This is a genomic window from Methylobacterium sp. OAE515 (assembly GCF_041806315.1).
Lineage (GTDB): Bacteria > Pseudomonadota > Alphaproteobacteria > Rhizobiales > Beijerinckiaceae > Methylobacterium > Methylobacterium tardum.
On the sequence record NZ_JBGMUV010000001.1, the window covers coordinates 4,450,855 to 4,471,275 of the forward strand.

Annotated in this window: 15 protein-coding genes; 8 read left to right on the forward strand and 7 right to left on the reverse strand. The window is 72.9% G+C overall.

The window, feature by feature from the left end; genetic code table 11:
• Positions 1 to 81: 81 nt before the first annotated feature.
• A complete protein-coding gene (locus tag ABIE45_RS21625; RefSeq protein WP_192708393.1) occupies positions 82 to 402 on the reverse strand; it encodes an Hpt domain-containing protein in 321 nt (106 codons plus the stop codon).
• Between the two features lie 288 nt (positions 403 to 690).
• Between ABIE45_RS21625 and ABIE45_RS21630 the strand changes: the two genes are divergently transcribed.
• A complete protein-coding gene (locus tag ABIE45_RS21630) occupies positions 691 to 7,938 on the forward strand; it encodes a hypothetical protein (protein WP_192708392.1) in 7,248 nt (2,415 codons plus the stop codon).
• 105 nt (positions 7,939 to 8,043) lie between these two features.
• Here the strand turns inward: ABIE45_RS21630 and ABIE45_RS21635 are convergent, their stop codons facing one another.
• From ABIE45_RS21635 to ABIE45_RS21645, 3 genes are all read right to left on the reverse strand, one after another.
• Complete coding sequence (locus ABIE45_RS21635) at positions 8,044 to 8,484, reverse strand: DUF1489 domain-containing protein (protein WP_192708391.1); 441 nt, start codon at positions 8,482 to 8,484, stop codon at positions 8,044 to 8,046.
• A 67-nt stretch (positions 8,485 to 8,551) separates the two neighbouring features.
• The gene (locus ABIE45_RS21640) at positions 8,552 to 9,559 is read right to left on the reverse strand and encodes a hypothetical protein (protein ID WP_192708390.1); all 1,008 of its coding nucleotides are present in this window, start codon (positions 9,557 to 9,559) and stop codon (positions 8,552 to 8,554) included.
• A 567-nt stretch (positions 9,560 to 10,126) separates the two neighbouring features.
• The gene (locus tag ABIE45_RS21645) at positions 10,127 to 10,867 is read right to left on the reverse strand and encodes a 3-oxoacyl-ACP reductase family protein (protein WP_192708389.1); all 741 of its coding nucleotides are present in this window, start codon (positions 10,865 to 10,867) and stop codon (positions 10,127 to 10,129) included.
• An 81-nt stretch (positions 10,868 to 10,948) separates the two neighbouring features.
• Between ABIE45_RS21645 and ABIE45_RS21650 the strand changes: the two genes are divergently transcribed.
• From ABIE45_RS21650 to ABIE45_RS21675, 6 genes are all read left to right on the forward strand, one after another.
• Entirely contained in the window at positions 10,949 to 11,599 is a 651-nt protein-coding gene (locus tag ABIE45_RS21650) for a TetR/AcrR family transcriptional regulator (RefSeq protein ID WP_192708388.1), read from the forward strand.
• 257 nt (positions 11,600 to 11,856) lie between these two features.
• Positions 11,857 to 13,014 (forward strand): MFS transporter, encoded by a 1,158-nt coding sequence (locus ABIE45_RS21655; RefSeq protein ID WP_192708387.1) that lies wholly within the window; start codon positions 11,857 to 11,859, stop codon positions 13,012 to 13,014.
• A gap of 68 nt (positions 13,015 to 13,082) precedes the next feature.
• Positions 13,083 to 14,231, forward strand: a complete 1,149-nt coding sequence (locus ABIE45_RS21660) for an ABC transporter permease (RefSeq protein WP_373622523.1) — start codon at positions 13,083 to 13,085, stop codon at positions 14,229 to 14,231.
• A gap of 10 nt (positions 14,232 to 14,241) precedes the next feature.
• A complete protein-coding gene (locus ABIE45_RS21665) occupies positions 14,242 to 15,039 on the forward strand; it encodes an ABC transporter ATP-binding protein (RefSeq protein WP_192708385.1) in 798 nt (265 codons plus the stop codon).
• Between the two features lie 98 nt (positions 15,040 to 15,137).
• Complete coding sequence (locus tag ABIE45_RS21670) at positions 15,138 to 16,220, forward strand: MlaD family protein (protein WP_192708384.1); 1,083 nt, start codon at positions 15,138 to 15,140, stop codon at positions 16,218 to 16,220.
• A gap of 121 nt (positions 16,221 to 16,341) precedes the next feature.
• The gene (locus ABIE45_RS21675) at positions 16,342 to 16,923 is read left to right on the forward strand and encodes an ABC-type transport auxiliary lipoprotein family protein (protein ID WP_192708383.1); all 582 of its coding nucleotides are present in this window, start codon (positions 16,342 to 16,344) and stop codon (positions 16,921 to 16,923) included.
• Positions 16,924 to 16,930: 7 nt separating this feature from the next.
• Here ABIE45_RS21675 and ABIE45_RS21680 read toward each other — a convergent pair whose 3' ends face one another.
• From ABIE45_RS21680 to thiE, 3 genes are all read right to left on the reverse strand, one after another.
• Entirely contained in the window at positions 16,931 to 17,557 is a 627-nt protein-coding gene (locus ABIE45_RS21680) for a helix-turn-helix domain-containing protein (RefSeq protein WP_192708382.1), read from the reverse strand.
• 123 nt (positions 17,558 to 17,680) lie between these two features.
• Positions 17,681 to 18,496, reverse strand: coding sequence for a bifunctional hydroxymethylpyrimidine kinase/phosphomethylpyrimidine kinase (gene thiD, locus ABIE45_RS21685; protein WP_192708381.1), 816 nt, complete (start codon positions 18,494 to 18,496; stop codon positions 17,681 to 17,683).
• Positions 18,493 to 19,203, reverse strand: coding sequence for a thiamine phosphate synthase (gene thiE / locus ABIE45_RS21690; RefSeq protein ID WP_192708380.1), 711 nt, complete (start codon positions 19,201 to 19,203; stop codon positions 18,493 to 18,495). Before thiE ends, thiD begins: the two co-directional genes overlap by 4 nt.
• Before the next feature lie 222 nt (positions 19,204 to 19,425).
• Between thiE and ABIE45_RS21695 the strand changes: the two genes are divergently transcribed.
• On the forward strand, positions 19,426 to 20,421 hold the full coding sequence (locus ABIE45_RS21695) for a hypothetical protein (protein WP_192708379.1): 996 nt from the start codon (positions 19,426 to 19,428) through the stop codon (positions 20,419 to 20,421).

A 20,421-nucleotide genomic window follows, 5' to 3' on the forward strand; every position in this document is an offset into this window, starting at 1 on the left:
AAGCGCGGCGGTTGACGCCGGTCCCGGATCGATCGCCGCATTGCAAGAACGCGCGCGTCGAAGGCGCCCGGAGGGCGGCTTTCAGGTCCGCGCGGCCGCGATCTCGGACAGCGCCGCCGTGACCGCGTCCGCGAGGGCGTCGAGGGCGACTGGTCCGGCGCCGGACCGCAGGTGCGTCTCCGCGACGTCGGCCAGCGCGCACACCTGAGCGGCCCCGACCCCGGCGGCCGAGCCCTTGAGCGTGTGGGCGAGGTCGGCGCGCCGGTCCCGCGGCAGGGCCGGATCGGTCAGGCGCGCCAGGATCGACCGGCATTGGCCGGCGAACAGGTCCAGGACCTCGCGGGCGAGGTCGGCGTCGCCGCCGGTCTGCGCATCGAGCTCCGTGCGGTCAATAGCCTGCATGATCCGGCTCCCGACCCCGCATTCTTCTGGGGGTTGTCGGACCGATCCCCATGATTCACCCCCCGATTCGCCACGGGGGGATCGCGCGGACGGGCCCGTCTGCTGCAAGATGGCGCGGCCGAAAGGCGGCGGGCCCGGTAACTATTCGGTTAACGTTTTCTGGGGCCGCACGGTAGCTCGGGTATCGGCAATCGATGCCCGAGTTTAGTCTTGTAATGGTAAACGGGGCGTTGCGTCTCCGGCATAAGCCTCTCCAGGCGCCGGTGAACCCGTGTAACGAGGCGTTGAATGGCGACCGAGAAGAAGCTGAAGGATCCGGCCGAGGCCGCGCTCTCTGCGATCGAGCAGGCGCTGAACCTCGACGCCCTGACGCCGAACGGCACCGATGGCCGCGCCGAGCCGCGCCTGCCCGATGTCGGTGACGCCGATCCGCTCCTCGACGGGACGCTCGACCCGGCCGGCCGGACCATGCCGCCGCGCCTCGACCTCGACGCGCCGCTCGTCTCCGACCTGCCTCCGCCCGGCCTGGAACGCCCGCGGCGCGAGGGCGGGCTCCTGCCTCCTGACCGCTCGCTGGTGGCCAACGACGACCGGCGCAACATCGGCATCCTGCAGCAGACCCTGCGGGTGCGCTCCTCGCCCAAGCCCTACCTGTTCGCGCTCGCCGCCGGCCTCGTCTGGATCGGCGCTCTCGTGCTGATCGCGTGGTCGAAGTCCGAGGGCGACCTGCGCGCCGTCGTCTCGGGCCTGACCGCCCTGCAGGCGAGCGTCGGCGCCGCGGCCCTGTTCGGCCCGGTGGTGCTGTTCGTGATCGCCGCCATGCTGGCGGTGCGCGCCCAGGAGATGCGCCTCGTCGCCCGCGCGGTCGGCGAGGTCGCGGTGCGTCTGGCCGAGCCCGAGAGCTTCTCCACCGACGCGGTCCTGACCATGTCGCAGACGGTGCGCCGCGAGGTGGCGGCGGTCGGCGACGGCGTCGAGCGGGCGCTCGCCCGGGCCGGCGAGCTGGAGACTTTGGTTCGCGGCGAGATCGCCACGCTGGAGCGGGCCTATTCCGACAACGAGATCCGGATCCGCTCCCTCGTCGACGAGCTGGTGGCGCAGCGCGAGGCGATCGTCACGAACGCCGAGCGGGTGCGCAGCGCCATCACCGGGTCGCACCAGAGCCTGAGCCAGGACCTGGAGGGCGCCTCCGACCGGATCGTCTCCGCGGTGACCGGCGCGGGCGAGCGCGTGACCGGCGCGCTGGAAACCCGCGGCGCCGAGATCACCGCCTCCCTGGGCGACGCGGGCGACCGGGTGGTCAGCCTGATGACGGCCCGCGGCAGCGACCTGATCGACAATCTCGCGGCCACCAGCCAGGACGTGCGCGGCACCCTGCAGGAGGTCGGCGAGACTCTGACGCGCGCCTTCGAGAGCCGCGCCGGCGACGCGACCGGCGCCTTCGAGGCTGCCGGCACCGCCCTGGCCGGCCGCCTGTCCGAGAATGCCGGGACCCTCGCCCAGAGCATCGCCGAGACCGGCACGCGCGTGAGTGAGGCGCTGGAGCGTCAGGCCGGCACGGTGCGCGAGAGCTTCGAGCGCTCGGTGACCGGGCTTGAGACCGTGTTCCTGTCGCGCGGCTCGGAGCTGACCGAGCGCTTCGGCACGATGGGTGCCGAGATCACCGCGCGCTTCGCCGAGACCGGCTCCGCCCTCACAGAGGACATCGCCGGCCGCGGCCTGGCGCTCCGCGCCGAGATCGAGAGCGCGGGCCTGTCCGTCGCCGAGACGATCGAGGGCCGCGGGCGCGACGCGCAGGCCGCCCTGGCGCTGGCTGCCAGCGGCGCCGGCGAGACCCTGACGGCGCGCGCCGGCACGGTGCGCGACGCGTTGATCGACACCGCCGAGCGGATTGCCGAGGCGCTCTCGGACCGTGGTAGCGCCCTCACCGACCGCATGGACGGCATCGCTTCGCGCCTGGACGAGACCGTGACGGTGCGGGCTGCGGATCTGGAGAACCGTGTCGCCGACGCGGCCGAGCGTGCGGGCGGCAGCCTCGCGCATCGGACGCAGGAGGCCACAGCGCGCCTGGAGGCCGCCTTCGCGGCTCTCGGGCAGGGTTTCGAGGCCGGGGCCGCCGCCGCGGTCGGCTCCCTGCAGGGCACCGTCGAAGGGCTGTCCGGCGCGCTCGGCGGCCGCGCCGCCGAGGCCGTGCAGATCTTCGAGCGCCGGGTGGCGGAATCTGCCGCCGCGCTCGCGGCGCGCGCGGCCGAAGCCGCCGAGGCGCTGCGCGCCGCCGCCGACCAGGCGGGCAATGCCGCCGAGACGCAGACCCGGGACGCCGCTGCCCGGCTCGCCGGTGCGCTGGAGACCCTGCAGAACGCCTCCGCCGAGGTCACCGGCGCCGTCGAGGCCGAGACCGCGATCCTGACGGCCCGCTTCCGCGACGCCGCCGACCGCGCCGGCACGGAACTCGGCGAGCGCGGCATGGCCGCCGTGTCGGCCGTGCGTGCGGCCCTCGACGATCTCAACCGCGAGCTTGCCGCCCGCACGGGCGACGCCACCGGCAGCCTCGCCGAGGCCGCCCGCGCGGTCTCGGCTGACCTCGCCGCCCGGATCGGCGAGATGGAGGCGGCCTTCGGCGCGCATGGCCGCGGCGTCGCCGAGTTGCTCGCCAGCCACGCCGACGAGACCCAGGCCCGCATCAGCGGCACCGGCCGCGATATCGTGCTCGCGGTGGCGAGCCAGGGTGCCCGCATCGCCGACACGCTCAGCCAGACCGGCGCGAGCTTCGCCGAGACCGCCGACGGCCGGGTCCGCGCGATCGACGAGACGCTGGGCAATCGCCTCGCTGCCCTGCAGGAGACCATCGCCCGCGGCGACATCCTGGCCGACCGGATCGGCCGCGACACGGCGGCCCTGGGCGAGACCGTCGGCGCCCGTCTGGAAGAGATGGACCGGCTGATTACCGGCAAGGGCCAGGCCGTCGCCGAGACGATCTCGGCCCAGGCCCGCGAGGCCGGCAGCCTGATCGAAACCCAGCTCGGCGGCCTCGAGGCGCGTTCCGCCCAGCGGGCCGCCGAGATCGGTGCGGCCGTGGCCGACCTCGTCAGCCACATCGACGGGCATCTGGGCAGCCGCGTCGGCGCCGTCGACGAGGCGCTGCGCGCCCGCACCGACGAGATGGCGCGGATCATGGCCGAGGGTCACCGCAGCCTGATCGAGATGCTGGAGGGCCGCACCAGCGGCCTCGGCCAGGACATCGCCCGGCACACCGGCGAGATTGCCCGCCGGATCGAGGAGAGCGCCGGCCATTTCGATGCCGGCGTCATCGGCCGCCTCCAGGCGATCGCCGAGACCCTGGACGAGCGCGCGCGCCTCGTCGACGAGAGCTTCGGCGTCCAGGCCTTCGAGGCGATCCGCCTCATCGAAGCCCGCACCCGTGCGGTCGACGAGGAGCTGGCCGGCCGGACCCGCGATCTCGTGGCGATGATCTCCGACCGGACCGGCGGCCTCGACGGCGCCATGGCCGAGCGCGTCCGCGCGCTCACGACGACCATCGCGGACTCCACCCGCGACCTGGAGGCGTCGCTGGCGGCCCGCACGGAGGCCCTCGTCCGGGAGATCGACGAGCGCACGGAGAGCGCCAACGCGGCCCTCACGGCCCACACCGACGCCGTCCGCGCCGCCTTCTCGGAGCGCGCGGAACTCCTCGGTCGCCTCATCGACGAGCGCATCGCCGCCATGTCGGGCGAACTCGACGAGAAGGGTCGGGCCGTGTTCGGGGCGATCGGCAGCCGGATCACCGAACTCGCCCGCCTGCTCGACCGCGGCGGCACGTCGCTCGCCGAGCTGATCGATCAGCGCGGTGAGAGTGTGCTGTCCAAGCTCCAGCAGACCATCGCGGATGCCGAGCGCATGCTCGATGCCGGCGAGGGCCGCCTGGGGCACACCCTCTCGAGCCGCACCGCCGATATCAGCGGCCTGCTCGATGACGGCGTGCGCACGGTCCACACCCTGCTCGACGACCGCACCAACCAGATCCGCGTGATGCTGGACGACCACGCCGGCACCCTGGCCGCGACTCTCGACGGCCGCATGGGCCCGATCAACGAGGCGCTGGACGGCCGCGGCCAGGCGCTGGTCGCCGCCCTGGAGGGCGCGTTCGGCACCGCAAACGGGGCCCTCGAGGACCGGACGCGGCAGCTCGGTAGCCTGTTCGACGAGCGGCTGGGCACCCTGGAAGGCCTGGTGGAGGGGCGTGGCAACCGCCTCGCCGAGACGCTCAGCGCCCGGGCCCAATCCCTGCGCACCCTGTTCGAGGAGGCGCAATCCGCCCTCGACGCGGTGGTGGAGGGCGGCGGCGGCCGCTTCGCCGCCACGGTCGATGCCCGCATCCAGTCCCTGCGCGCGGTGCTGGAGGAGGCGCCTGCCGCCGTCTCCGCACTGGTCGAGACTCGTGAGCGCCAGCTCGCCGCGACCCTCGACGCCCGGACCCAGCGCCTCCAGACCCTGTTCGAGGAGGCCCAGACCGGCCTGCGCGAACTCGTGGACGGGCGCGGCCAGGAGGTCGCCGACGCCATCGCGGTCCGGACCGAGGGCCTGCGCACAACCCTCGACGCTGCGCCTGCCCAGATGGCCGACATGCTGGACACCCGTCTGGCGGACCTGCAGGGCCTGTTCGAGCGGGCGCAGGGCGAGATCGACCGGCTCGTGGACGGCCGTGGCCGCCAGATCGCCGGGACGATCGAGCACCGGACCCAGGCCCTCCAGGCGACGATCGAGAAGGTGAACCCGGCGATTGCGGGCCTGCTCGAGGAGCGCGAGACCCGCCTCGCCGAGACGCTCAAGGAGCATTCGGGCGAGCTGCAGGCCCTGTTCGAGCGGGTGCAGAACCGCCTCGGCACGATCGTCGAGGGCACCGGCCGCGATGTGTCCGAGCGGGTCGACGCGCGCATCGAGGCCCTGCGGTCGACGTTTGAGCAGGCGCGCGCGGCGATCGAGGGCCTCCTGGAGGACCGTAGCCAGGCCCTGGTGGCGGCTGCCGAAGGCCGCACGGGCGCCCTGGTGGAGGTCTTCGACGCCCGCCTGCGTGCTCTCGACGGTGCCGTCGAGGGCCGGACCGGCGCGCTGGTCGAGGCCTTCGACGCCCGACTGCGCGACCTCGACGGTGTCGTGGAGGGCCGCACGGCGGCCCTGGCTCAGGCCGTGGAGGCGCAGAGCGAGGCCCTGGCCCGCGGCGTCGATGCCCGCGCCGACGCCTTTACCCAGCGCATCGACAGCCGCATGCGGCTGTTCGCGACCCTGGTGGCCCAGCGCGCCGATACGCTGGCCACCGCCTTCGACGATCGCCACGACGCCTTCGCGGGTCTCATGGACGAGCGCACGGCAGCCCTGGTTGCCGCCCTCGACGAGCGGGCGCGCGCCCATGCCGAGCAGGTCGACGCTCACAACGCGGCGCTGGCCGAGACACTCAGCCGCCGCGAGGCTGCCCTGGCGGGCCTGATCGATGCCCGCACCGAGGCTCTCGGGGCCGGGTTCGAGCGCCGGGCCACGGCCCTGGGCGCCCTGGTGGATTCCCGCGGCGAGGCCCTGTCGCGCCGCCTCGCGGAGAGTGCCGAGACCCTGGTCCGCGCCATCGAGGAGCGCGGCGGGGCGCTGCTCGCCAGTGTCGAGGGTAGCGGCCGTGCGGTCGGCGACAGCTTGGACGGCCATGTCGAGCGCCTGCGCACCGCGATCGACGGGCCGATGATGGACCTGTCCCGCGCCCTCGCGGACCGGGCCGAGGCGATCGAGCGGACGCTCGCCGAGACCGGCGTGCCCCTGGCCGAGAGCCTGCGGGAGCGGACCGAGGAGCTGGCCGTGCAGTCCAGGGCCTCGGCCGAGCTGCTGCGCGCCGCCGTCGAGGACGGGGCGGGCCGCACCCTCTCGGAGCTGTTCGAGACCAACGACCGGATGGGCCGGGAGCTGGGCGCCCTTCTCCAGCGGATCGAGGCCGCCAACACTGCCCTCACCGAGCTCGTGGCCGGCGCCGACACCAATCTCGGCGCGATCGAGCAGGGCCTTGCCGGCCGGATCGAGCAGGTCCAGGGCGCTCTGGAGCGCATCGCCGCCGAGACCGGCCGGGCCAGCGCGGGCGTCTCGTCTCAGGTCGAATCCCTGCGAGGTGCCGCCGACGGCGCGCTGCGCGAGGCCGCCCGGTTGGCCGAGACTCTCGACGGCCGCGGCCGCTCGCTCGGCGAGCAGACCGCCGCCCATGTGGCGGCGCTCGACCGGGCCGCGGCCTCGCTGGCCGCGATCGAGGAGCGTCTGGGAACGGCCCTGTCGAGCCGCGAATCCGCGCTGACCCAGGCCATGAGCGCCTTCGAGGCGCGTGCCGCCGCTCTGGAGCAGAACGGCAGCGCCCTCGCGCAGACGATCGAGCAGACGCTGCGCGCGGCCGAGGAGCGCGCCCGCAGCGTGGGCGAGTCCCTGGCCCAGTCGGCCCAGGGCGCCGGCGCCTCGGTGACGAGCGCCTTCGCCGACCTCAAGGACAGCGCCAGCGCCGAGGGCGAGAAGGCCGCCCAGGGCGTCCGGCAGGCGATCGAGGAAGCGTCCCGCGAGATGCGCAGCGGCTTCCAGGAGGCCCAGGCCAGCTTCGGCGACTCCTTCTCGGCCCTGCGCGAGATGGCGGGCTCGATCCGCGGCGAGCTCGACGCGACCCGCGCCGAGCTGGCCAAGGGCGTGCTCGAACTGCCGCGCGAGACGCAGGACGCGACCGGCGAGATGCGCCGGGTCGTGGCCGACCAGATCAAGGCGCTCAACGAGCTCTCGTCCCTGGTCTCCCGCTCCGGCCGCAGCGTGGACGTCGCCCAGCCGCAGACCCAGCGCCGGGTCGCCGAGGGCGGCAGCCGCGCCGCGGTGGCCGCGCCGGCCGGCCCGGTCGCCGCGGCGCCTCTCGCGCCGACGGCCTCCGCCGCGCCGGCTCTGCCGGCCCCCGCGGCCGCACCGCGCGCTTCCGCGGCGGCCCCGGCCCGGATCGAGGCGGCGCGCCCGGCCGCCCCGGCCCGCACCGCCGGCCCGGCCCAGGCCGGGGACAAGCGCGGCTGGCTGTCCGACCTGCTGACCCGCGCCTCGCTGGACGACGACGAGGAGGCGGCCCCCGCGGCCGAGGCGCCGGTCACCGCGCAGGCGGGGCGTCGGGCCTCGCCCCCGGCCGCGGCGGAGACCGGACGGATCGCCCTCGACACGATCTCCACCGACATCGCCAAGATGATCGAGCATCGGACCGCGGTCGATCTGTGGGAACGCTACCGGCGCGGCGAGCCCAACCTGTTCGACCCGCGGATCTACACGCCGCAGGGCCGGGCGACCTTCGCGGAGATCCAGCGCCGCTACCGGTCGGATTCGGAGTTCCGCCGCAGCGTCGACCGCTACGTCAGCGAGTTCGAGCGCCTGCTCGGCGACGTGCTCAAGAACGACAGCGACGCCAAGCGGACCGACGCCTACCTCACTTCGGAGACCGGCAAGGTCTACACCATGCTGGCCCATGCCAGCGGGCGCTTCGACGGGGCGTAGGACCGATCCCGCCGGGGCCGTTCGCGGCGCCGGCGGGAGGCACGCCAACGGGAGAGACTCATCCCAACCTCCCCCCATCCTGAGGGGCGGACGGGCGTATCCTGGTCACAGCAGGCCGAGGCCGACCAGCTCGCGCCGGAGGGATTCCGGCATCTCGGCGAGATCGCCCGACGCCTCCGCCCCGAGATCGGCCGGCGCGTCGCCCGCCGTCAGGTAGCGCCAGCCCTGGAACGGCCGGTAGGGCCGGGGCGCCACCGGGACGAGGCGCGGATCGAAGACCAGCCGGCAGCGCGGGATCCCATCCTCGCCGGTCAGCGGCTCGATCGCGGTGATCGCCTGCCGGCACGACAGGGTCCCGCGGATCACCCAGTAGATCGAGCCCTGTCCGGTGATCTCGCGGTGGCGTTTGGGCAGGGTCCGGGTGACGTGGAACGGCGCGGCCGTCCGGCCGTCCCGGAGGGCCTCCGTCAGGAACCGGGCCTGACGCGCCTCGAGATCGGCGATGGAGGCAGGTCCGACGCAGAGCTTGATCAGGTGCAGGGCCACGGACGCGCGTTCTCAGGTCTCTCGGCAGGGCGGCCCTGATAGCAGGGTCCGCGCCCCGGCGCGCCTGTCAGGCAAACAGGGCGAGCCGCTGCTCCGGCGACAGGGCCTCGATCTCGGCGAGGCTCAGCGCCGGCTCGTCCGATGCCGGGCCCGGCTCCGGGGCCGCCGCGACGAGGGCGGCCCAGTCGAGGACGGCGTCGTCCTCGGCCGGCGCAGCCGCCTCGGTGACCGGGGTCGGTCCGGGCACGCCGACCGCGTCCTCAGTCGCGGGTTCGGCTCCGTCGACCGGCTCGTCGTCCGCCGCGCTGGCCACCGGCAGGAACACCAGATCTTCGTGGAGCGCCGGGCTCCCGGGCCGGGCCACGAGGGCGGCGGCCGTGACGGCCGGGACATCCATGCTGATGTAGCGGTCGATGTCGCTCTGGTTGAGATCGGACGGCTCGGCCTCCGCGCCGGTCGGCTTGACGCCGGGCAGCGGCGGGATGCGCTCCGCGTCGTTGCCCCAGATGGCGATCATCGCCGAGAGCCGGTCCTCGAGGTAGCGCAACGTGTAGACGATGCGGGCGGTCCGCTGCGCGGTGAGGTCCTGGAACGAGCAGGCGGTGTAGATCGCGGTGGCGTGCCGGTCGAGGGCATCGCAGGCCGACGCGTCGGCTCCGCGCTCGCGGAAGGTCCAGGCCGCCTCCTGGATCGCCTCGGCCGAGCCGAGGATGTCCGAGGTCGCCTGCTCGGTCTCGCGCACGATCGCGTCGAGGGCCAGGGACGCCTGCGTCAGGCGGGTCTGTTCGGTGTTTGTGGCGCTGATCGCCGCGATCTCGGCCTTGGTGCGGCTGATCGCGTCGGCCATGTCGACGAGGTTGCCGCGCAGGTTCCCGAAGGCCTCGTGTCCGCGATCCTCGGTGACGGTCCGCTCGAGGCGGGCGATCGCCCCGAGCAGCACCTCGGTCTCGGCGCCCCGGTTGCGGCGGGCGTGCTCGGCCAGGAACCACCGCCCGCGCTCGGTGGCGGAGATCGCCGCCTCGATGGTCTCGTACTCGGCCGAGGGGCTCGCGCTCAGGCTGGTGGAACCGGACATGAGCTTCCCTGAAGGCGCAATGCAGGCACGGCCCGCGCAGGGCACGGTCCGGAAGCCCGCACTCTGCCAGGGCGCCTTTAACGGGCGCCTAACACTAAATTCTTGATGTGTTTACCGTTCGGCCCTTCGCACGCGGTCCCGGGAGGACCGTTCCTGGTTACCCGCAACGCGCGGCCTTCGTCCGCCCCGACGCTGATCCGAGGTCATTCCCTGGGACCCGTTGCCGAAATCGGATTTCGCGATCGGCCCCTTCCGAGCAGCCACGCGCGGCCGGCGCCGCCGCGCGACGGGGCGGCTCTTGGTCTGGCGGCTCTCGACCCGGTGGTCTGAACGCACCGGCTTACGGCGCGGCCGAGCGGGCTGCTGGTGGTCACGCGCGCCAGGCGCTTCGTCGAGGTTCTCACAGACGCCGACGTGCCACGCCTCGCCTCGGGCCCGCACGGTCAGGGTATGGCGGGCTCCAGCCTTGCATAACCGAGCACGAGAGCCGCTCCGTGGGGACGCGGAGCGGCAGAGTCCGATCCTACCCGAGGGAGCCCGAGAGGGGGCCGCGTCCGCTGAAGAGGCTCACGCGTTCGCCCCACCATCGACCGTGATGGTGGTGCCGGTGATCTGGCGCGCGGCCGGGCTCGCCAGGAACGCCACCGCGGCCGCGATATCTTCGGGCTTCCCGTAATGGCCGAGCGCGGTCATCGCCCGCTGCATGTCCGATTGCGCGCCATCCGCCGGGTTCATGTCGGTGTCGGTCGATCCCGGCTGCACCAGGTTCACGGTGACGCCGCGCGGACCGAGTTCACGCGCCAGCCCGCGCGTGAACGAGAGCAAGGCCGATTTCGACATCGAGTAGACCGTCACGCCAGGGAACGGGACCCGCTCCCCGAGGCATGAGCCGATGGAGATGATCCGGCCGCCTTCCGTGAGGTGCGGGATGGCCGCCTGCGATGCCAGTACGACGGAGCGGACGTTGACGTCGAGGATGGCGTCGATGTCGGCGAGGCTCATCTCCGCAACCGGTCCGCCACGGGCGATGCCGGCGTTGTTGACGAGGATATCGAGCCCCCCGAGGCGCTCGGCTGCGTCATCGACCGAGCGCTTCACCGCCGATGCGTCGGCGCTGTCGGCCTGGATGGCGATGGCGCGGCGGCCCTTCGCCTCGATGGCGCGCACGATGTCGGCCGCCCGTTCGGCGGAGCGCTCGTAGGTGATGGCGACATCCGCGCCTCGGTCGGCGAGCGCCAGAGCAATGGCGGCGCCGATGCCGCGTGATGCGCCCGTTACCAGGGCACGCTTGCCGGCCAGTTCGCTCATGTCTCAATCTTTCTGTAGTGAACGACACATAAACGGCTAGATGCGTTGCGGAGCTGGGTCAAGCGCTTTATATAGCGATCGATGCAGAAATCGTCGTCGCCGTCAGCCGAGGCAGCGCCCGCCCGCGGGCGCGGCCGGCCCCGGGCTTTCGACCGTGAGGCTGCTCTGGGGCAGGCGATGCGGTTGTTCTGGTGCCGGGGCTTTGCCGCGACATCCATCTCGGATCTCACGGCGGCAATGGGGATTGGCTCGCCAAGCCTCTACGCGGCGTTCGGGTCGAAGGAGGCACTCTACGCCGAGGCGCTGCGCCACTACGGTGAGCAATACGAGGCGATGGCCTGGGCCAACTTCGCCGCGGCACCGACCGCCCGCGCGGCCGTCGAGGCGCTCCTGATGGATTCGGCCGCTGCGCTCACAGGTTTCTGCGGACGCGAGGAGCCGCTCGGATGCATGGTGACGCTGTCGGCGGCCGGCAGCGAAGGACACGCGGAACTCGGCGAATTGGTGCGGACGGCCCGTGCCGAAGGCCTCAAGAGGGTCGAGGCGCGGCTTCATCGCGCGGTCGCGGAGAACGAGTTCGGTGCCGCAATCGACGTTCCCGCGCTCGCCCGCTACGTGCTCACGGTGCAGAACGGCATGTCGCTCCAGGCCCGCGATGGTGCGAGCCGCGCGGAGCTTGAGGCCGTCGCCCAGCTCACGATGTTGGGGTGGGATGCCCGGGTCGGCCGCTGACGGTCGTCGATCGCTTCGGAGATCCCGCGGAAGCCGCTGACAGGCTGGTCCGGGGGCGCGTCGCTGCCGCGGTACCGACGACGGGCATGTCCGCTTTCGCGCTGTGCGCTCGCCGGCATACGCCGTGCCGCGGCTGCGATAACGGACGCCGATGCGTTCAGCCCCTTGACGGGCTCCACGATAACGGGCGCTTACCGGTCGGCCGCCCGCGGGCGCCCCGATGCACCGCCCATCCCAGCCCTCTCCCGAGACCCGCCTTGCTCCGCCCGTCCGGCCCGGCGCGCCTGTCGCTGCTCTACGCCGTCGTCTTCACCGAGATCGGCATCGCGATGCCGTTCATGCCGGTCTGGCTCGACGCGCTCGGCCTCGACGCCGCGGTGATCGGCGTGCTGCTCGCCCTGCCGATCGGCACGCGGATTGTCGCCACGGCTCCGCTCATGAGCCTGCTCGACCGCGGCCTCGGGCCGCGCCGGCTGATCATGCTGGGCAGCCTCGCGGTCGGCCTGACCTACGCGCTGATGCCCGCCGCCGCGGGCATCGGCTGGCCCTGCCTCGCCGGGCTGGTGGTGCTCAATGCCGTGGCCGGTGCGCCGCTCGTGCCCTGCATCGACTACCTGACGCTGGCGGCCGTACGCCGCGATGCCCGCCTCGCCTATTCGCGGATCCGGATGGCGGGCTCGGTCGCCTTCCTGCTGGCGAACCTCGCGGGCGGCCTGCTGCTGACGGCGCTGGGCGGCCGGCTCGCGGTGCCGCTGCTGCTGACCGGCCTGGCCCTGTCGGCCTCCCTGGTGGCTTGGCGCAGCCGCTCGGTGGCGGGCCTGCCGCAGGCGCCGGAGGGGGCCGGACGGCCGCGTCTGCCGCGCGCGCTGTGGCTGTGCATCGGCGCCGCCGCCGCCATCCAGGCGAGCCACGGCGCGATCTACGGGTTCGGCAGCATCTACTGGACGAGCCAGGGCATCCCGGCGGCCTGGGTCGGATCGCTCTGGGCGACCGGCGTGCTCGCCGAGATCGTGCTGTTCGCCGCCATGCCGACCCTGCCGGCGCCCTGGCGCAGCCCGGTGCGGCTCCTTGCCCTCGGCGGGACCGCCGCGATCCTGCGGGCGGTCGGCATGTTCCTCCTCGGCGACCACCTTGCCGCCCTGGTGCCGCTCCAATGCCTGCACGGCCTGACCTTCGGGGCGACCCAGCTCGGGGCCATGGCGGCGGTCTCGGCCTACGCCCCGGACGGCGCCCGCGGGCGGGCACAGGGCACGCTCAGCGCGGTCAATGCCGGCATCTCCGTGGGCGCGACCCTGGTCAGCGGCCTCGCCTACCGGGCCGGCGGCCCCCTCGCCTTCCTGCTGATGGCGCCGCTGGCCGCAGCCGGCCTCGGGCTCGCCGTCGCATCCGGACGGGCGGCCCGTCACGCGGGGTGACGTTGGACACGCTTCATCAACCGTAATGTCGACATAACCACACGGCAGGGTGGTGCCTCGATCGAGGAGTGAGGGTCTTGCTGAGCGAGGGCACTGTTGCCGGCGCCGGGCTGCGGGACCGGCCGGCCGATGGCCGGCTGGCGCTCGATGGCCGCTGGACCGCCGACCAGGCACCGACCGTCGAGGCAACGGCCGCGCGCATCGCCGCGGCCGGCCGCGCCGGTCCGGTGGCGGTCGACCTGTCGGCGATCGAACGGCTCGACACGCTCGGCGCCTGGGTGCTGGAGCGGACCCGCGTCGAGATCGAGCAGGCGGGCAGCACCCTGACCTATCTCGGCGCCCGGCCGGAGCACCGCACCCTGCTCGGCGAGGTCCGGCTTCGCGAGCCCGACGCCGCGCCGACGCGGCGGCATGGCCCGGTCGTCGGCCTGCTCGACGCCACCGGGCGGCAGACCGTGCGCGGCGGGCAGGAATTCGTCACCGCCCTCGCCTTCCTGGGCGAGCTGATCGCCGCGTGCGGGCGCGTCGCCCTGCGACCCGGCACGTTCCGCGGCAACGCCCTGATCAATCAGATCCAGCAGGTGGCGCTCAACGGGACGCCGATCATCGTGCTGATCTCGTTCCTGGTCGGCGGCATCGTCGCCCAGCAGGGCATCTTCCAGCTCCAGCGCTTCGGCGCCCAGACCTTCGTGGTCAACCTGATCGGCCTGCTGATCCTGCGCGAGATGGGCGTGCTCCTGACCTCGATCATGGTCGCAGGCCGCTCCGGCTCCGCGATCACCGCCGAGATCGGCTCCATGCGCATGCGCGAGGAGGTCGATGCGCTCCGGGTCATGGGCCTCGACCCGGTCGAGATCCTGATCGTGCCGCGGGTCCTCGCCCTGATGATCGGCCTGCCGATGCTGACGCTGATCGGCGACCTTTCGGCTCTCGCGGGCGGCGGCCTCACCGCGATGCTCTACGGCGGGCTGACGCTCGACCAGTTCCTCGCCCGCCTCCAGGCGGCGGTCGGCGTCCACCACGTGATGGTCGGCCTGATCAAGGCGCCGTTCATGGCGCTGACCATCGGGGTGATCGCCACGATCGAGGGCTTCGCCGTGGAAGGCTCGGCGGAATCCCTCGGCCGCCACGTCACCGCCTCGGTCGTGAAGTCCATCTTCATGGTCATCGTCCTCGATGGCTTGTTCGCGGTCTTCTTCGCCGCGATCGATTTTTGAGACCACCGCGATGACCGCCCCGCTGGACGCCTTTCGCCCGATCATCCGCGTGCGCGACCTCGTGGTCGGCTTCCGCGACCGCAACATCCTGAAAGGTCTGAGCCTCGACATCCGCGCCGGCGAGATCCTGGGCTTCGTCGGGCCTTCGGGGCAGGGCAAGTCGGTCCTCACCCGGACGATCCTGGGCCTCAACCCGAAGCGGGCGGGCACGATCGAGGTGTTCGGCCGCGACGTCGATGAGCTGACCTACGCGGAGCGGCGGCGGATGGAGCAGCGCTGGGGCGTGCTGTTCCAGCAGGGCGCCCTGTTCTCGGCGCTCACCGTCAAGCAGAACATCCAGGTGCCGATGCGCGAGCACCTGAACCTGTCCGAGCGCCTGCTCGACGAGTTCGCCCGGCTCAAGATCGAGATGGTCGGCCTGAAGCCCGACGCCGCCGACAAGCTGCCCTCGGAACTCTCCGGCGGCATGATCAAGCGCGCGGCGCTCGCCCGCTCCCTGGCCCTCGATCCCGAGATCCTGTTCCTCGACGAGCCGACCTCGGGCCTCGACCCGATCGGCGCCGGCGAGTTCGACGACCTCGTCTCGACCCTCAAGGAGACGCTGGGCCTGACCGTCTTCATGGTCACCCACGACCTCGACAGCCTCTACACCGCCTGCGACCGCATCGCCGCCCTCGGCGACGGCCAGATCATCGCGGCCGGCACGATCGACGAGATGCTGGCGAGCGACCATCCCTGGCTGCGCTCGTACTTCCACGGCAAGCGCGCCCGGACCATCGCCACGGGCGGCACGGCCCTGCATGCCTGAGCGCCGCCTCACCCCAATCCCGCCCCGCTCCCTTCCGGGAGCCGGGGCCAGAGGCCCGGCCGGACCCCGTCCGCCGGGCAGAACCGCAGGCTGACCGCATGGAAACCCGCGCGAACTACGCCCTGATCGGGGCCTTCACGATCGCCGTCATCCTGGCGGGCTTCGGCACCGTGCTGTGGCTCTCCGGCGGCTCGTCGCGGCAGGTCAGCCAGACCGTCCGCATCGTCTTCTCGGGCTCGGTCGGCGGCCTGTCCCGCGGCTCGAGCGTGAACTTCAATGGCATCAAGGTCGGCGAGGTCACCGACATCCGCCTCGCGCCGCAGGACCCGCGCCGGGTGCTCGCCCAGATCAAGGTCGAGCCCGCGACCCCGCTTCGGGCCGACACCCGCGCCCGCCTGGACTCGGCGATGCTGACCGGCGTCTCGGTCATCTCGCTCTCCGGCGGCAACGCCGACGCGCCGGTGCTGACGCCGATGGCCAACGGCGAGCCGCCGACGATCTTCGCCGATTCCTCCGACATGCAGGACATGATGGCGCTGGCTCGCCAGGTCGCGCAGCGGGCCGACGACATGCTGGCCCGCCTCGACCGGCTCGTCTCCGCCAATGAGGGCGCGATCAACCGCTCGCTCACCAACGTCGAGACCTTCTCGAAGACTCTGGCCGATGCCGGCCCGAACATCTCGGCGCTGGTCAAGGCGGTGGACGGGGTGAAGCTCGGCCATGTGATCGACAACGCCGACCGCTTCTCGGCGGCTCTGTCCAAGGCGAGCCCCGATATCGAGGCGGGCCTGCACGATGCCCGATCGCTCGCTGCCAAGCTCAACGCCTCGGCCGATAAGATCGACGCGGTGCTCAACGGCGCGCAGGGCTTCCTGGGTTCCGCCTCCGGTCAGGAGGGCTCCAGCACCTTCTCGGAGATCCGCGCCGCCGCGATCTCGGTGCGCGACGCCGGCAAGGCGTTCCGGACCATGTCGGAGAACCTGGACAAGCGCACTGCCAGCATCTCGACGAATTTCGGCCGCCTGAGCGGCACCGGCCGTCGGGAGGTCGAGGCCCTCTCGGGCGACGGCCAGCGGACGCTGAGCACCCTCAACCGCACGGTGCGCAGCCTGGAGCGCGACCCGAGCCAGGTGATCTTCGGCGGCAAGCCATCGTTGCCGGAATACAACGGCGGCCGCTGAAAACGTGCGGATCCGGACGGATGTGTCCGGGCGCACGGCACAGATGCCAAAGCGGATTAGTTTTAACCGCACAGCTTATACAGCTCCGCCGCACGCCGGTGGGGCTTCTCAGGTTATGTGTATGGTCCGCTCGTCCCACATTGCCGCCGCTGCGCTGCTCGCCGCCCTTCTTGGCGGCTGCGGCGGCGGCGCGGTGCCCCTCACCTTCGACCTCGAGGCGCTGCCGCCGACGGGGCGGCCCGTCATGGCGGGCCGCTCGATTGCGGTCTCTGAACCCGTGGGGATCCAGCCTTTCGAGGCCGACCGGATCATCGTGCGCGAGAACGGCGGCGCGCTCTCCTTCCTGGGTGGCGGCCAGTGGGCCGACCGGCTGCCGCGCCTGATCCAGACGCGGATCATCCAGAGCCTGGAGAATTCCGGGCGGCTGCGCTCGGTGAGCCGGCCGGGCGACAAGGTCGTGGCCGATTATCAGCTGATCAGCGAGATCCGCGCCTTCGACGTCCAGGCCGGGACCGGCGAGGCGGTGGTCGACCTGTCGTTCAAGCTCGTGGCCGACGGCACCGGCAAGGTGACGGCTGCGCGGATCTTCACGGCCCGGGTGCCGGTGGCCAAGATCGATGCCGGCAGCGGCGCCCGCGCCCTCGATCAGGCGCTGGTGACCGTGCTGGCCGACGTGGTGCGCTGGGTGAATACGGGGCGCTGAGGGCGCCTCACTCCATCACGGCGGCCTTCATGATCACCACCATGGTGGCGCGGGCCGGCCCCTCGGTGCAGCGCACGAGGTGGGGCCGGTCGCAGCGGTAGCGCAGGGTCTCGCCGGTCCGCGCGCGCTGCACGACGCCGCCGATCTCGACCTCGAACGCCCCCTCAGAGACCGACAGCGACTCCACCGACCCGCGCTGGTGCGGGTCCGAGTCGAGGACGCCGCCGGGATCGGCCGTGACCTCGTACCATTGCAGCCACTCGATCGTCTTGAGCCAGCCGATGATCGCCAGCCGCACTTTGCCGTCCTCGGAGACCAGGATCGGCGTGTCCGCCCGCGAGGTCTTCTCGATGAACGGTTCCTCGTCGCCGGCCGCCAGAACCCGCTCGATGGACACGTCGAGGGCCTGGGACAGGCGCCAGATCGTCGCCAGCGTCGGGTTGGTCTCGTTGCGCTCGATCTGGCTGATGATCGACTTGGCCACGCCCGACTGCTCGGCGAGTTCCGAGAGCGAGAGATTGTAGGCCTTCCGCAGCCGCTGGATGGTCTTGCCGAGCTGCCCTGAGAGCGCCTGCGCCCCGGTCAGCAGGTCGCGCCCGCGCCCCCGTTCGGGCCGTTCCGCTTGGTCCTGCATCGTCACCGGTCCGTCTGCACCGTTCCGTTATCCGAACGATCGTACGCTTCTTCAAACGCAATCATCGCGCGGTTGCAAGGCGGATATGGCCGCGACGGGCGGAAAGCCTTGGTCTCGGTCGACCTACGGCCAGAGATTGTGGAAGTGGTGGACCGGCCCGTGTCCCGCCCCGATCGCCAGCCGGTCCGCCGCGGCGAGGGCGGCCGTGAGGTAGTCCTTGGCCGCCGCCACTGCCGCCGGCAGCGTCAGGCCCTGGGCGAGCCCGGCCGCGACTGCGGCCGAGAGGGTGCAGCCGGTGCCGTGGGTGTTCGCTGTCGCGATCCGCGGCGCCGCCAGGGTGCGCAGGGTCCCGTCGGCCGTGACCAGGTGGTCGATGCTCTCGCGGCCGTGCCCGTGGCCGCCCTTGATCAGAACCGCCCGGGCGCCGAGGGCCACGAGGCGCCGGCCCTGGGCCACCGCGGTCGCCGCATCCTCGGCCACCGACTCGCCGAGCAGCACCGCCGCCTCCGGCAGGTTGGGGGTGATCAGGTCGGCCCGCGTCAGCAGCCGGTCGCGGAGCACCGCCACGGCCTCGTCGGCGATCAGCCGGTCGCCGCTGGTGGCCACCATCACGGGGTCGAGCACCACCGGGATCGTCCCGGCGTGACGGGCGAGGCCGTCGGCGACCGCGGCGATCACCGCAATCCTGGACAGCATGCCGATCTTCACGGCCTTCACGGCGAGATCGGAGAACACGCTGTCGATCTGCCGGGTCACGAACTCCGCCGGCACGTTGTGGATGCCCTGGACGCCGAGGGTGTTCTGCGCGGTCAGGGCCGTGACGACGCTGGCGCCGTAGACCCCGAGCGCCGAGAAGGTCTTGAGATCCGCCTGGATTCCGGCGCCGCCGCCGGAATCCGAGCCCGCGACGGTGACGGCGATCGGGGCAGGTCCGCTCATCGTGCCTGGGCCCGGTCGGACAGGGCGGCGTCGATCCGGGCGCGCAGCGCCCGGGCGTGCTGCCGGACCGGCTCCGCACCGAACAGCGCGGTGATCACCGCCACACCGTCCGCGCCCGCGGCGATCACGTCGGCGGCGTTCTCCAGGCCGATCCCCGCGATGGCACCGAGCGGCAGGCCCGCGCCCCGGGCGAGCCGGGCCCGGAAGGCGATGCTGGAAAAGCCCTCCAGGCCGACCGGCGGGTCGGGATTGTCCTTGCTGGTGGTGGCGAACACGCCGCCGATGCAGGCGTAGTCAACGGGCAGCCGGTACAGCTCGTCGGCTTGCGCCGCCTTCTTCACGGTGAGGCCGATGATCGCGCCCTCCCCGAGGAGGCGGCGCGCATCGGCCGGGTGAAGATCGCTCTGGCCCAGGTGCACGCCATCCGCGCCGGCCGCCAGGGCGAGGTCGATCCGGTCGTTGACGAGCACCGGCACCCGGCCGCCCACCGCTTCCTGGATCGCCCGGATCCGCGCCAGGGCGGCGCGGGCATCCGGGATGTCCTTCTCGCGGTACTGCAGCAGGGTGCAGCCCCCCGCCACCGCTTCGGCGCCGAGCTGCGCCAGCCGCGCCCCGTCCGTGCCGCACACCCCGACGTCGAGCAGCCCGTACAGGCGCAGGTCGACCGGGCGGCTCCCGCCCGCTGGCGCATTCGTGCTCGCTGGCATCGTCGTCGCTCGCCCTTACCGGACCCGCCCTGCGCCGGCCCCGTGCCGGCCCTCTCGGGCGCCCCTGTTTGGGCAGGCCCCGTCGCCTTGGCAAGCGGACTCGGTCAGCGCCCCGGCGCGGCACCGTCATACGGTGGCGTTGACGTGGCGCGATCCTGTACCCCTATAGGTGTGATCCGCCGCCGAGCGCGGCGCATCCGGGGGAGAGGCGGTCGAGGGACGATGGATGTTGCCGCGGCGCAGACGGGTGCGCGCGGGGCGCAGGCCCCGCCGGAGCGCTCCTCCGTAGGCCTCGTCGCGGTGATCGTCGCCGCGACCAAGGGGGAACCGCGCGCCCTGACGATCCGGGTGCCCGATCAGGCGTCGGGTCGCGGCGACGGCCTGCCGGCCGGCCCCCTCGTTCCCGAGCACGCCACCCTGGAGCGCGGCCTGCGCGCCTGGGTGGAGCGGCAGACGCATCAGCGCCTCGGCTACGTCGAGCAGCTCTACACCTTCGGCGACCGCGACCGCTCCGGGACCGCCGACATGTCGGAGGTGCACTCCCTGTCGGTGGCCTATCTGGCCCTCGTCCGCGAGGAGCGGCCGGCCGGCCTCGCCGAGGCGGCGTGGCAGAACTGGTACCGGTACCTGCCCTACGAGGATTTCCGGCAGGGCCGTCCGCGCCAGCTCGACGCTATCGAGGCGCGGCTCGCCGCCTGGGCGGCCGAGCCCGAGGATTGCGCCACCCGGACCCGCCGCCTCGACCGGCTCGGCCTGACCTTCGGCATGAATGGCGGCACCTGGAACGAGGAGCGGGTGCTGGAGCGCTACGAGCTGCTGTTCGAGGCCGGGCTGATCCCGGAGGCGCGGGGCAATCCCGGCCCAGCCCTGCCGAACGATCCGACCGGCGTGCCCATGGCCTTCGACCACCGCCGGGTGCTGGCCACCGCGATCGGGCGCCTGCGCGGCAAGATCAAGTACCGCCCGGTGGTGTTCGAGCTGATGCCGCCGGAATTCACCCTGCTGCAGTTGCAGAAGACCGTGGAGGCCCTGTCGGGGACGCAGCTGCACAAGCAGAATTTCCGCCGGCTCGTGGCGCAGCAGGGGCTGGTCGAGGAAACCGAGAGCGTCACCAGCGGCGCCGCCGGCCGGCCGGCGCGGCTGGTCCGCTTCCGCCGGGAGGTGCTGCTGGAGCGCCCGGCGCCGGGCCTGCGGCTGCCGTCGCGGCGGGTCGGGTGA